The organism is Streptomyces sp. NPDC059828 (genome assembly GCF_042731955.1).
GTDB lineage: Bacteria > Actinomycetota > Actinomycetes > Streptomycetales > Streptomycetaceae > Streptomyces.
Window position 1 is genome coordinate 48,099 of sequence record NZ_JBHWIW010000014.1, and the last position, 14,068, is coordinate 62,166.

5 protein-coding genes are annotated in these 14,068 nt (G+C 72.7%); 4 read left to right on the top strand and 1 reads right to left on the bottom strand.

Annotation, left to right across the window (positions count from 1 at the left end):
* Nucleotides 1-7 precede the first annotated feature (7 nt).
* On the bottom strand, nt 8-865 hold the full coding sequence (locus tag ACFV6V_RS11485) for an SDR family oxidoreductase (protein ID WP_385562492.1): 858 nt from the start codon (nt 863-865) through the stop codon (nt 8-10).
* 107 nt (nt 866-972) lie between these two features.
* On the opposite strand from ACFV6V_RS11485, the gene ACFV6V_RS11490 reads away from it, so the two are divergent.
* From ACFV6V_RS11490 to ACFV6V_RS11505, 4 genes are all read left to right on the top strand, one after another.
* On the top strand, nt 973-1,440 hold the full coding sequence (locus tag ACFV6V_RS11490) for a MarR family winged helix-turn-helix transcriptional regulator (RefSeq protein ID WP_385562495.1): 468 nt from the start codon (nt 973-975) through the stop codon (nt 1,438-1,440).
* 458 nt (nt 1,441-1,898) lie between these two features.
* Nucleotides 1,899-9,038, top strand: coding sequence for an SDR family NAD(P)-dependent oxidoreductase (locus ACFV6V_RS11495; protein WP_385562497.1), 7,140 nt, complete (start codon nt 1,899-1,901; stop codon nt 9,036-9,038).
* 1 nt (nt 9,039) lies between these two features.
* Nucleotides 9,040-13,746 (top strand): beta-ketoacyl synthase N-terminal-like domain-containing protein, encoded by a 4,707-nt coding sequence (locus ACFV6V_RS11500; RefSeq protein WP_385562500.1) that lies wholly within the window; start codon nt 9,040-9,042, stop codon nt 13,744-13,746.
* Nucleotides 13,743-14,066 (top strand): phosphopantetheine-binding protein, encoded by a 324-nt coding sequence (locus ACFV6V_RS11505; RefSeq protein WP_361280631.1) that lies wholly within the window; start codon nt 13,743-13,745, stop codon nt 14,064-14,066. The genes ACFV6V_RS11500 and ACFV6V_RS11505 overlap by 4 nt, the downstream gene beginning before the upstream one ends.
* The last annotated feature ends 2 nt before the right edge of the window (nt 14,067-14,068 follow it).

Genomic DNA, 14,068 nt, shown 5'->3' on the forward strand with positions numbered 1-14,068 from the left:
GGAACGGTCAGGCGATCCAGGCGCCGGTGAGTCCGAGTACCGCGGAACCGTCCAGGTCGGCGATCTTGGTGCCGGTGAAGCCGCGGGCCCAGTCGGAGGTCTGGATGCGGAACGCGGGGCTGTCGGCGGTGAGCGCCTCCATGACGGACTCGGCGACCTGGGCCGGGGTCTGCGCACCGTTGAGGAACTGCGAGGTGGTGCGGGTGATGTACGCCTGGAGTGCGGGGGCGTACACACCGGCGTCGGCGACCACGCCCTCGAGGTCGACGCCGAGGTTGTTGACGAACTCGGTGGCCACGGCGCCCGGTTCGATGACGGACACCTTCACGTCGAGACTGGCCAGCACCGGGGCCAGGCTCTCCATGTAGCCCTCGACGGCGAACTTGGCGGCGCAGTAGGCCTCGTTGAACGGCTGGCCGATGATGCCGCCGACACTGGTGACGGTGATCAGCCGGCCACCGGAGGCCCGCAGATGGGGCAGGGCGGCCCTGGAGGCGGTGAGCACTCCGAAGAAGTTGACCTCCATGACCTGCCGGACATCGTCCACGGTCTCGTTCTCGAGCGTGCCGAGGTGTCCGGCTCCGGCGTTGTTGACCAGGGCGTCGAGCCGGCCGTAGTCGGCCACCACTCCGTCGATCGCGGCGGTGACGGACGCGGGGTCGGTGACGTCGAGCTGCCGGATGTCGAGCTCCACCCCCGCGTCGGCGGCGGCCTTGCGCAGCGCGTCGGTGCGGCCGGTGTCGCGCAGGGTCGCCACGGTGCGCCAGCCGGCCTGCGCCGCGGCGACGGCGGCGGCGAGGCCGATACCGGACGAGGTGCCGGTGATCAGGACGACGGGGGCGGACTGAACGGACTCTGAGGACATGGCGGGGCCTTTCGATGGCAAAGCGGGAAACACTGCGATGCAAATCTGTGCGTGTACACACACCATAACCATTATGTGTGCACACACGCAACCCGTAGACTCAGGCTATGCCGAAAAGGAAGCTCACGCAGGCCGAGATGCCCGTCGCCGACCACGCCTTCTACGGTCTGGTCTGGGCCGGCACCGTACTCACGGAGCGCGTCGACCGCGCCCTCAGCAAGGCCCACGACCTCCCCGTCTCCTGGTTCGAGGTAATGCTGTGGCTGGCCTCAAGTCCGGACCCGGTGCCCGCGTCGGTGCTCGGCAACAGCACGATGCTCAGCCGCAGCCAGGTGTCCCGCGTCATCGACGCCCTCCAGGCCCGGGGGCTGGTCACGCGCACCCCGTCAGCCCGGGACGCACGCTCCATCGAGGTGGCACTCACACCCGAGGGCCACCGACTGTTCGCGGAAGCGGACGAGACGCGGCGGGCGAGTCTGGCTGCGGTCTTCACCGACCTCCTGGACCAGGAGGATCTGGAGACACTGAGTGCCGTTTGGCGCAAACTCAAGGCCAACAAGGAGAGTCCGGCCTAGATACGAGAAGGGTGTGGCGGATTTCCCCAGCCGGTGACCACACACCGGACACCGTTGACTGATGAACCGTCAGATGATCTCCGTCGGCGTTGTTGACAGTCCACCGCCAACGCGAAAAGATGGCTGGCCGCGCCGCCGGAATCCCCCACCTCTTCCCCTTGCGCTCTCCCCTACACCTTTCCTCGCTCAATTCCTTGGCGGTCTTGGGTCGCGAGTTCCCTTACTCGCCGCCCCATTTCGGCATGCCCGCCTTCTCTCCTGCTCCCCAACAGGCCGTAAAGCCAAGGTCATTCGGCCATCCGCCGCTGGTTGACCGTTGAGTAACCCGACGCTATCTTCAAGCCGTTCCGCAGAAGCCCGAATTTCTTTCCCCAGGCATTGCGGGACTCCGTACGTCTTGCGCTTCTGATTGACCGAAATTTAACCTCCGGGCAACGCCAACGCTTATTCGGAGAATTATGACGTCGGCAGAGCACATCGTGGACCTGGTCATCGGAACCACCCCCTTCGGTGAGCCGGACGCCCGACTCGCCGCCGCGGTCAGCCGCGCCGGCGGACTCGGAGTGCTCGACCTGGGGGCTGGTGACAGAAGAGCCAGGGATGCCCTGGCGGCACTGCGCCGCTGGGCGCCGGGCCGGTTCGGCATACGCGTCGGTCCTCGGTGTCGACTGGGCCCGGACGAAATCGGCGCCGCACCGTCCCCCGCCGTACGGTCCGGCGACGCACTCGACCGCCCCCCCGGCCCGGACACCGTGGTCCTCGCACCGGACTCCGCCTGGGCGCCCGGGGACGTCCCGCACGGCCACCGTGTGCTCGTCGAGGTCACCGATCTGGACTCGGCGCGCGCCGCCGTGCGGGCCGCAGCCGGTGGGCTGATCGCCCGTGGCAGTGAGTGCGGAGGCCCCGTCGGCGAGCTGAGCACCTTCGTACTGCTCCAACAGCTGCTCGCGGACACCGAGTTACGCGGCACCCCGGTGTGGGCCTGCGGAGGCATCGCCCCGGGGACAGCCGCAGCGGCGGTCGTCGGGGGCGCCGCCGGAGTGGTGCTGGACACCCAGCTGGCGCTGCTGGCCGAGTCCGAGCTGCCCGAGTCCGTCGCGGCGGTGCTACGCACCATGGACGGCTCGGAGACGGTCGTCGTGGACGGACGCCGGACCCTGCGCCGCCACCCGGCCCATGCCTCAGCGGCGGGCAGCAGCACGTGGGAGGACCGACTCCCCGTCGGCCAGGACGGTTTCCTCGCGTCGCGCTTCACCGAACGCTGGGGCGACACCGGCCGCGCCGTACGCGCCGTCGCCGACGCCGTACGCGACGCCGTGCGCGAGGACACCGCCGTACGCGCGCTGCGGCCCGGCTCCGCGATGAGCAGGGCGCTCGGCACCCGGCTCCCTGTCGCGCAGGGTCCGATGACCCGGGTCAGCGACCGTGCGGGCTTCGCCGACGCCGTCGCCGAAGACGGCGCCCTCCCCTTCATCGCCCTGGCGCTCGCCGGGGCCGAGCAGTCACGGACGATGCTGGAGGAGGTCCGGGAGGCCCTCGGCGGCAGGCCCTGGGGGGTCGGCATACTCGGCTTCGCCCCGGAGCAGACACGGGCCGCCCAACTGGAGGCGGTGGTCGCCGCGCGCCCCACGCACGCCATCGTCGCCGGAGGCCGGCCTTCGCAGGCGCGCGTGCTGGAGGAGGCGGGGATCAACGCCTTCCTGCATGTGCCGTCGCCCGGTCTGCTGCGGCAGTTCCTGGACGCGGGCGCCCGCAGGTTCGTCTTCGAGGGCGCCGAGTGCGGTGGTCATATCGGACCCCGCAACAGCTTTCCCCTGTGGGAGGCTCAGTTCGCCGTACTGGAGGAGTTCCTTGACGGCGTCCGGGACCGGGACCGCGTGGACGGGGCCGGGGCACAACAGGCCGCTGAGCGGATCGAGTTGTTCCTCGCCGGGGGCATCCACGACGAACGGTCCGCCGCGATGGCCGCCGCACTCGCCGCCCCGCTCACCGCGCGCGGCTGCGCCGTCGGGGTGCTCATGGGCACGGCCTATCTGTTCACGGAGGAGGCCGTGACCCGGGGCGCGGTCCAGCCGCTGTTCCAGCGACGGGTGATCGCGGCGGAGCGGACGACCCTGCTGGAAACGGCGCCCGGCCACGCGACCCGCTGTGTACCGAGCCCCTTCAGCGACTCCTTCCGCACCCTCGGCGACGATCTGCGCCGCGAAGGGCTCGGCGACCGTGAGGTCTGGGAGCGGCTCGAACGGCTCAACGTCGGGCGGCTTCGGTTGGCCGCCAAAGGCCTTGAACGTGCCGAGGACGGCGCCCTGTCCGCCGTGGACGAGGAACGGCAGCTGGCGGAAGGCATGTTCATGGCCGGCGAAGTCGCCGTTCTGCGGTCCGCCGGCACCTCCGTCGCGGCGCTTCACACCGCGGTCTGCGACGGCGCCGCGGAGTTCCTCCAGGAGCGGAGGACCGCACTGCGGGCACGTCCCGGGCTCTCCCCGGACACCACGGCGGGCGCGGAACCGGAGCCGCCCCGACCGCTGGATGTGGCGGTGGTCGGGATGGCATGCATGTTCCCGGGCGCGCCTGACCTCGCCTCCTTCTGGGCCAATGTCCTCGACGGTGTGGACTCCGTCGGCGAGGTCCCGCGCGAGCGCTGGGACCCCGATGTGCACGGCCCCGAGGCGAGCGGTGCCACAGCCTCGCGCTGGGGCGGCTTCCTCCCGCCCGTCCCGTTCGACCCGCTGCGCTACGGCATACCTCCGGCCTCGCTCGGCAGCATCGAGCCCGTACAGCTCCTGGCGCTGGAGGCCGCGCGACGGGCTCTCGAGGACGCTGGGCTCGGCCCGGACGGACGGGACTTCGACCGGATGCGCACCGGTGTGGTCTTCGGCGCCGAGCCGGGCAGCGACCTGTCCAACGCGGCGACGCTGCGGGCCGTACTGCCCTCGTACTACGGCACGGTACCCAGGGGCCTGGACGAGCAACTGCCCGCGCTGACCGAGGACTCGTTCCCCGGGATGCTGTCCAATGTGATCTCGGGACGGATCGCCAACCGGCTCGACCTCGGCGGTCCCAACTTCACCGTCGACGCCGCCTGTGCCTCCTCGCTCGCCGCCGTGGACGTGGCCTGCAAGGAGCTGACCGCGGGCACCAGCGACGTCATGCTGTGCGGGGGCGCCGATCTGCACAACGGCATCAACGACTACGTGCTGTTCACCTCGGTGCACGCGCTCTCGCCCACCGGCCGCTCACGGGCGTTCGACAGCGCGGCCGACGGGATCGCACTCGGCGAGGGCGTGGCCTGTGTGGTGCTCAAGCGGCTGGCCGACGCCGAGCGCGACGGCGATCGCGTCTACGGTGTGATCAAGGGCGTCGGCAGCTCCAGCGACGGCCGTTCGCTCGGGCTGACGGCACCCCGCCCGGAGGGGCAGCGCAGGGCGCTCGAACGGGCGCACCGGAATGCGGGGACCACGCCCGCTGACATCGGCCTCGTGGAGGCGCACGGCACCGGCACGGTGGTCGGCGACCGTACCGAACTGGATGTCCTCACCGAGGTGTTCGAGGCCGCGGGCGCGGCCCCGGGGAGCTGTGTCCTCGGCTCGGTCAAGTCCCAGATCGGGCACACCAAGTGCGCGGCCGGGCTGGCCGGACTGATCAAGACCGTGCTGGCCCTGCACACCGGGGTGCGACCGCCGACGCTGCACCTGGAACGGCCCAACCCGGCCTGGCAGGAGGGCCGGAGCCCGTTCGTGTTCCACCGCGAGGCGCTGCCGTGGACCGCCCGGGCCGGTCGGCGGCTCGCGGGGCTGAGCGCGTTCGGGTTCGGCGGCACCAACTTCCATGTGGTGCTGAGTGCCTACGACGACGACACACCACCGGCGCACGGGCGCGACGTCTGGCCGGCCGAGCTGTTCCTGTTCCGCGGTACGGACCACGGGGCGGCGCGCAGGGCGGTCGATGAACTGCTGGCCCTGGCGTCGGCCGACGCGGACGGGCCGGGGCGCTGGCGGCTGCGGGATCTGGCACTGGCCGCATCCCGGCGCGGCGACACGGGTCGCGGCCCGGTGCGCTTCGCCGTGGTGGCAAAGGATCAGGCGGAGCTGTGCGAGAGGCTGCGGCGGATACTGGCCGGGGAGGGTGCTCCTGAGGCGGGCATCCACCTCGCGAACAGCACCGCTGGCGGTTCCGGGTCGGGGTCCGGGACCGGGACCGGGACCGGGACCGGGACCGGCGGTCCCGGTACGGGGACGCCGGGAAAGGTGGCGTTTCTGTTCCCGGGACAGGGCAGCCAGCGCCCGGGGATGTACGCCGAGGTCTTCACGGCCTTCCCAGGGCTGCACCACCTGCTGGCCTGCGACGGCGGCACCGCCGCGACGCTTCATCCACCCGCCGCGTTCGCCGACGACACACGCACCAGGCTGCGTACCGCTCTCATGGACACCAGGGCCGCCCAGCCCGCCCTCGGCATGGTGGGCCTCGCCGCCCACGCCCTGCTCACCCGGGCCGGGATCGAGCCGGACATGGCGGCGGGACACAGCTACGGGGAACTGGTCGCCCTGTGCGCGGCGGGTGTTCTCGAACCCGGCACCCTGCTGGAGCTGAGCAGGGAGCGGGCCGCGGCGATTCTCGCGTCGGCCGGAAGCGACCCGGGCGCCATGGCCGCGGTCTCCGCGTCCGTGGGGGACGTCGAGCGGGCCCTCGGCCCGGCCCGGTCGTCGGGCGAGGTCTCCGGACTGGTCATCGCCAACCACAACGCACCGCGCCAGACGGTGGTCTCAGGACCGACTGCGGCCGTCGACGCCGCCGTACGACTGCTGCGCGAAGCGGGCCACGGTGCCAAGCGGCTCCCGGTGGCGTGCGCTTTCCACAGCCCCCTGGTGGCGGGCGCGGGCGAGCGCTTTGCTCAGGTGCTGGGCGAACGCAGCCTACGGGAGCCGGAGTTCGCCGTCTGGTCCAATCGCACCGCGCGGCCGTACGAGCAAGGGCCGGACGCGATCCGCGCGGAACTGGCCGCGCAGATCGGCGCGCCGGTGCGGTTCGCCGAACAGATCGAGGCGATGTACACGGCCGGCGCCAGGATCTTCGTGGAGGCAGGCCCCGGCCGGGTGCTGACCCGGCTGGTCGATGACATCCTCGGCGACCGGCCGCACCTCGCCATCGCCTGCGAGCCCCGGCCGGACAGCGGTCTGCCCGGACTGCTGGACGCGCTCGCCCGGCTGGCCGTGGCCGGACTGCCGGTGCGCACCGGCTGGATGTTCCAGGGTCGGGACGCGGTCGACCCGGGGCGCTCCGCCGCCGAACGGCAACCCGGCTGGACGGTCGACGGTCATCTGGTCCGTACCGCCTCCGGAGAACTTCTGCCCGGTGCGCTGGCACCGGCCCGACGTTTCGTGGAAACGGTGGAGACGACTGTGACGACAAACCACCTCGACGGCCTCGACGGCCTCGACGGCGCAGACGGGGCCGCGGCACGCCAGGACGCGCTGATCGCCGAATTCCTGCGGACCAGCAGGGAGATGGTGGCGGCACAACGCGATGTCCTGCTCACCTACTTCGGGGGCGGCCAGACCACCGCCGACGCGGGCCCCGTCCCAGCGCCGCGCTCCGTGTACCCCGCGGCGACCCGGTCTTCCTCACCCGATCCGGTGCCATTGGCCTTGGCCGGCCCGGCAGCCCTCGCTCCGGAGAGCGCCACGACAGGCCCGGACGCCGCACTGTCCGATGCCGACGTGCTGCGCATGGTGGTGGAGATCATCAGCGAGCGCACCGGCTATCCACCGGACATGGTCGAACCCGGTCTCGATCTCGAAGCGGACCTCAGCATCGACTCGATCAAACGCACCGAGATCGTGGGCGAGTTGGCGGCACGGCTGGTCGCCGCGGGCGCGGTGGCGGTAGACGTGGCCACCCTGGACGACGCGGCCATGGAGGATCTGGCCAAGGCCAGGACCGCGGAGGCGCTGGCCGGGCGGATCGCCGCCCTCGCCACCGCGTCGCCCGGCGATGCGCCCGCGGACCCGCCCCCTTCGTCCGTGGTGGCCGCTGACTCCACGGCGGTCGCAGGGGCCGCCGTGACCGGGACACAGGACGCGACGCCCTTCGCGGTGGCTGCGCCCAAGCGGTTCGTCCTGCGCCCGGCACCCCTGCCGGAGACCGCCGCACCCGACGCGGCCCGGCTCACCGGGCGGCGCTTCGCGCTGATCGGCGACGGTGACGGCGAACGCGCGGGTGTGTCGGCCGCGTTGGCGCAGCGGCTCACCGACGCCGGTGCCACGGCCGTCGGCTTCCCCGCCGGGCATCTGCTCACGGACCAGGACGGGACGCTGGACGGTGTCATTCTCCTCGACCCCCTGGCGGAGTCCGGACCGGCGGTGCTCCCCGGGTCCTTCGCCGCCATCCAGGCCGCGCTGCGCGCCGGTCCCGGCACTCTGATCGCGGTGCGCTGCGCCGACGAGGGCCGTACCGGCGAGCGGGCGGCGGGCCTGGGCGGGCTCTTCCGCAGCATCGCCCGCGAGTACCCCGGCACCGCGGCCTCGGTGATCGACCTGCTGCCGGACGGGCTGCCCGGGCCGGGCGGACCGGCCTCGCTGGCCGCCGCCGTGCTCGAGGAGCTGGCCACGCCCAGCGGTGCGCCGGCCGTACTGCGCGGCCGGGCAGGACGGTCCGTACCTGAACTCTCCGAAGCCCCCTTCGGGCCCCTGGGCCTGACCGGTGCGGGCCCGGCGGGCGAGGGAGCGGCCGAAGCCGAGGCCATCGGGCTCGACCGGAACGCGGTGGTGCTGCTGACGGGCGGGGCCCGTGGCATCACGGCCGCCTGCGCCGCAACCCTGGCCAGGGCCAGCGGCTGCCGCATCGAGCTGCTGGGCAGGACACCGGCGCCGGTCGGCCCGGAGGATCCGGCGACGGCGGTGGCCGGGGACGAGGCCGCCCTGCGGGGTGCCCTCGCGGCACAGGGCGCGTACGGCTCCCCCGCCGAGATCGCCCGGGCCGCCGGACTCATCCTGGCCCAGCGCGAGATCACCGCCACTCTCGCGGCCCTCGAGGCAGCGGGCAGCCGGGTGCGCTACCGCAGTGTGGACTGCCGTGACTCCGCGGCCGTGCTCCAGGCGGTCAAGGAGATCCATGCCGACCACGGTCGACTGGACGGAGTGATCCACGCGGCCGGTGTCATCGAGGACCGGCTCATCGAGGAGAAGTCCGCCGAGTCCTTCGAGCGGGTCTACGGCACCAAGGTCTCCGGGGCCGCGTCACTGCTGTCCGCGCTCGACGAGCTGCCCGAAGGTCCCTCGTTCGTGGTGCTGTTCGGCAGCATCTCCGCCGTGCTCGGCAACCGGGGCCAGGCGGACTACGCCGCCGCGAACGACGCGCTGGAGAGCCTCGGCGAGCACTGGGGGGCACGCACCGGACACCGGGTGCTGACCGTGCACTGGGGCCCCTGGGCGCCGTCGGGCATCCACACCGGAATGGTGGGCCCCGAGCTCGCCCGGTCCTATTCACAGCGCGGGATCAGCCTGATCGACCCGGAAGAGGGCCCTCTCGCCCTGCTGAGGGAGCTGGCGTGGGGCGACATGACGGCCGGGACCGTCGTCCACACCGCTTCGGAGTGGTGAGATGACCGGTCCCGAGTTCCGCACCGTGCCCGTCGCCGTCACCGGGATGGCCGTGCTGTTGCCCGGGGCTCCGGACCTGGCGACGTACTGGCGCAATCTCCTGACCGGCGTCGACGCGATCAGCGAGGTCCCGGGAGGGCGATGGGACGCGGAGTTCTACCGTCCCGGGTCCCGCACCGGACCCGCCGTCGCGGACCAGGTCTACTGCCGCAGGGGCGGTTTCGTGGACACGCTGACGGACGTCGACGTCACCCGGTACGGCATCATGCCCAGCTCCGTTTCGGGCACCGAGCCCGACCAGCTGATCGCCCTGCACGTGGCGGCGGCCGCCCTCGCGGACGCGGGCGGGGACGAACGGCTGCCGGTGCGGGAGCGGGTCGGGGTGGTGCTGGGCCGTGGCGGCTATCTCACTCCCGGACTGGTCCGGCTGGACCAGCGGGTGCGCACGGCGAACCAGCTCGTACGCACGCTCGGCGAGCTGCTTCCCGGTCTCGGGGCGGACCAACTCGCCCAGGTTCGCGCGGCGTTCACGGAGCGGCTGGGCCCGGATCGACCCGAGAACGCGATCGGGCTCGTGCCCAACCTCGCCGCCTCGCGGCTGGCCAACCGGCTGGATCTGCGCGGCCCGGCCTACACCGTGGACGCCGCGTGCGCCTCCTCGCTCGTGGCGGTCGACCAGGCGGTGGGTGAACTGGCTTCAGGGCGCTGCGACATGATGCTCGCGGGCGGTGTGCACCACTGCCACGACATCACGCTCTGGAGTGTCTTCTCGCAACTGCGCGCGCTGTCACCGAGCCAGCGCGTCCGGCCCTTCCACCGTGACGCCGACGGCATCCTGATCGGCGAGGGCACGGGCGTGGTCGTGCTGAAGCGGCTGGCCGACGCGGAACGGGACGGCGACCGTGTCTACGCGGTGATCCGGGGCACGGGAGTGAGCAGCGACGGTCGCACCGCCGGACTGGTCAACCCCGATCCGGACGGCCAGATACGGGCGGTACGGCAGGCCTGGCGGGCCGCCGGGATGGATCCAGCGGCGCCGGGGGCCCTCGGTCTGCTGGAGGCGCACGGCACCGCGACACCGGCCGGCGACGCGGCCGAACTCCACACACTCGCCGCGGTGTTCGGCCCCCGTGGGGACCTGCGCGGCGATGGCTCCGGGGAAGCGCCGGTCATCGGTTCGGTGAAGTCGATGATCGGCCACGCCATGCCTGCCGCCGGGGTGGCGGGCCTGGTCAAGGCCGCGCTCGCCGTCCATCACGGTGTGCTGCTGCCGACGCTGCACTGCGAGGACCCCCACCCCGCACTCGCGGACACCCGGTTCCGCCCGCTGGCGGAGCCCGTCCCCTGGGAGACGGGCCCGGGCCACGCGCGGCGCGCGGCGGTGAACGCCTTCGGCTTCGGCGGGATCAACGCGCATGTGATCCTGGAACAGGCCCCGGAACCGGTGGCGTTGCGCGGTGCCGCCACCGCGGGCGCCGCCAACGGGACGCCACGGGCGGAGTCGGTGGCCGAGCCCGAACGGGTGTTGCAGCTCGCGGCCGGCACCCCGGAGCGGCTGGCCGCCCTGCTGGACGCGGACGACCGGACCGTACTGGCCGCCGGGACGGGCCCTGCCGGGGCGGAGCCGGCGGAGCGGATCCGGCTCGGCATCGTCGATCCCACACCCAGGCGACTGGCGCTGGCGCGGCGGGTCGCCGCCAAGGGCCAGGCCTGGCGCGGTCGCAATGATGTCTGGTTCGCCCCCGAACCACTGCTCGGCGGTGCCCGGCCCGGCCGTGTGGCCTTCGTCTTCCCCGGACTCGAAGGCGACTTCGCACCGCAAGTCGACGGGATCGCGCAGCACTTCGGGCTTGCCACGCCCGGGGGATCCGGCGAGGACACACTCGCCGAGGTCGGCGACATCGGCCGGCACGGCCTCGGTGTGGTGGCGGTGGGACGGCTGCTGGACGCGGCGCTGCGCCGGATGGGTGTGGTGCCCGAGGCGGTGGCCGGGCACAGCATCGGTGAGTGGACGGCGATGGCGGCGGCCGGAATGTACGCCGAGCGGGCCGTCGACGACTTCATGGCCTCGCTCGACCCCGACACGGTCACGGTGCCGGACCTCGCCTTCGCCGCCGTCGGCATGTCCGCGCTCAGGGTGGCTGAGGCGCTCCAGGACTCCGGCCTTCCGGTGAGCCTGTCCCACGACAACGCGCCCCATCAGTCGATGGTGTGCGGACCACCTGAGCCGGTCGAGGAGTTCGTGGGGACATTGCGGGCCCAAGGTGTGCTGTGCAGGGTGCTGCCGTTCCGGTCCGGCTTCCACACCCCCATGCTGGAGCCCTCTCTGGGACCGTTCCGGGCGGCGGCCGAGCGGTTCGCCCTGCACCGGCCCACGGTGCCGGTCTGGTCGGGCACGACGGCGGCGCCGTTCCCCGACGACGAAGCGGGTGTACGCGCACTGTTCGTGCGTCATCTGCTGGAGCCGGTCCGCTTCCGGCAGCTGACCGAAGCGCTGTACGGTGCCGGCTTCCGGGCGTTCGTCCAGGTCGGCACGGGACAGCTCGGCTCGCTGATCGACGACACACTGGCGGGCCGGGACCATCTGGTGGTGGCGGCCAACTCGCCCCATCGCTCCGGCCTTGCGCAGCTGCGGCGGGTGGCGGTGGCGCTGTGGTCGGAGGGCGCGCCGGTGCGGCCCGATGTGATCGACCGTCCCGCCACACCCGCGGCCGGCAGGACAGCCGCGCCGGCCACCCGGCGGAAGACACCCCCGCCGGTGCGTCTCGACCTGAGCGGCGCCCTGGTCTCACTGGACCGGGATGTCGCCGCCGCACTGCGCTCCTCGCTGCTGCCTGAGGCGCCCCGGCGTCCAGCCGCCCCGTCCGTACCGACCGTCTCCCCCGCGGCGGCCGCGCGCTTCCCGCTCCTCGCCGAGCTCACCGCGCTGATGCGGGACACCACGGCCACCGCGGCCGAGCTGATCGCGGTGGCCGGTCAGTCGCCACCGCGCCGGGGGCCCGTGACCCGCGCGGTGTCGCCGGCCCGGCACCGTCCGTCCCCCGCAGCGCCCGCCGCCGACCCGGCTCCCGCAGCCGAGCCGGGCTCCGGCCGTTGCGCGTTCACGGTCCGCGTCGGGCCTGATTCCATGCCGTACCTGCTCGACCACTGCTTCTTCCGGCAGCGGACGGACTGGCCCGACGTGGCCGACCGCTGGCCGGTGGTCCCGGCCACCACGATCGTCCACCACATGATGGAGGCGGCGGAGCGAAGCGCCCCGGGGATGCGGGCGATCGCCGTGCACGACGCCCGGTTCGACCGCTGGCTGACGGCCGCCGAACCGATGGATGTCACGGTCACCGTCACCCCGTCGGGACCGGACCGCGTCGCCGTGTCCTTCGGCCCGCACGCCCGGGCGACGGTCGAGCTCGCCGGGCGTCATCCCGAACCGTCGCCTGCCCAGGCCCGTGACGCGCTCCTGGACGAGCGCGAACCGGACCACCGCGCTGCCCAGTTGTACGACGAACGCTGGATGTTCCACGGCCCGGCCTACCAGGGCGTGACCGCACTGACCGGTATCGGGGACCGTCATGTACGCGCTGTACTGACCGTGCCTCCCGCGCCCGGGGCGCTGCTGGACAACGTCGGTCAGGTGCTCGGCTACTGGATCATGGCGACCGCCACGGAGCGGACCGTGGTGTTTCCCGTACGCATACGGCGGATGCGGTTCTTCGGCCCGCCGCCCACGCCGGGCACGGCGCTGGAATGCCTGATCCGTATCACCTCCCTGACCGGATCCCTGCTCGAAGCCGACGCCTTGCTGATGTCCGGGGGCACGGTGTGGGCCGAGCTGGACGGCTGGCAGGACCGCCGCTTCGACAACGACCCGAAGACCCGGCCGGTCGAGCGCTTCCCCGAGCGCAACACCCTGTCCGAGAACCGCTCGGGGGGCTGGTCGCTGGTCCATGAACGGTGGCCGGACCTGGCGTCGCGCGATCTGATCATGCGCAACATGCTGGGCAGCGCCGAGCGCGGGGTCTACGAGCGGCAGCCGCCGCGCGGCCGCCGGCAGTGGTTGCTCGGCCGGATCGCGGCCAAGGACGCGGTGCGCAGGTATCTCTGGGAGCGGGGCGAGGGCCCGGTGTTCCCCGCCGAACTGCGGGTGGACAACGACGCGGACGGCCGCCCCCTGGTGACCGGCCGGCACGGCCGGGCGCTGCCGCCCCTCACGGTGTCGATAGCCCACCGTGCCGAAGCGGCCGTCGCCCTCGTAGCGCCCCGCCCCTCCGCAGATGCGCGCGGCGGCGGCGATCCGGCCGTGGTGCGTGGTCCCGGTATCGACATCGAGGAGGTCACCGAGCACGGCGAGTCCACACTGGCGGCAGCGCTGGGCCGGGAGGAGCGTGAGCTGCTGACCGCCTGCCGGGACGCCACCGGCGAGTCCGGGGCGCTGTGGTTCACCCGTTTCTGGGCGGCGAAGGAGGCAGCAGCCAAGGCGGAGGGCACGGGATTCGGCGGCCGTCCCAAGGACTTCGCCGTGGTCAGGGCGGCGCGGGACCTGCTGGCGGTCGAGGTGCGTACGGCCTCGGGTGCACCGGTGCGTACCCATCAGGTCCGCTGCGAGCAGGTGGGCAATCCCCCGGGGCTGCCGCCGCGCGCCTATGTGGTGGCGTGGACCGGAGCTCCGGAACGGTCCGGAACAGCAAGTGACGAGGAGGACGGGAAGTGACCACGACACAGCCTGCGGGCCCGTTACGGGCGGATCAGGACGAGATTCTCGCCGACATCACCGCCATGATCGAGCTGGTGCTCGAGGACTACGGCCTCGATGACACCGAGGTCGGGATGGAGACCCGGTTCAGCAGGGATCTGGAGTTCGAGAGCATCGACCTGGTCACCCTGGCCGGTCATCTGGAGGAACGATACGGGCGCACGGTCAACTTCGCCGAGTTCGTGGCCTCCATGGAGCTCGACGACATCATCCAGCTGACCGTGGGCCGGCTCGTCGAGTACGTCGCCCAGTGTCTCAAGAGCGCCGGAGCGGACTGACC

Excerpts from the sequence above, each read along its gene's own strand:
- ACFV6V_RS11485 (WP_385562492.1), bottom strand. The coding sequence starts at position 865 with ATGTCCTCAGAGTCCGTTCAGTCCGCCCCCGTCGTCCTGATCACCGGC.
- ACFV6V_RS11490 (WP_385562495.1), top strand. The coding sequence starts at position 973 with ATGCCGAAAAGGAAGCTCACGCAGGCCGAGATGCCCGTCGCCGACCAC.
- ACFV6V_RS11500 (WP_385562500.1), top strand. The coding sequence starts at position 9,040 with ATGACCGGTCCCGAGTTCCGCACCGTGCCCGTCGCCGTCACCGGGATG.
- ACFV6V_RS11495 (WP_385562497.1), top strand. The coding sequence starts at position 1,899 with ATGACGTCGGCAGAGCACATCGTGGACCTGGTCATCGGAACCACCCCC.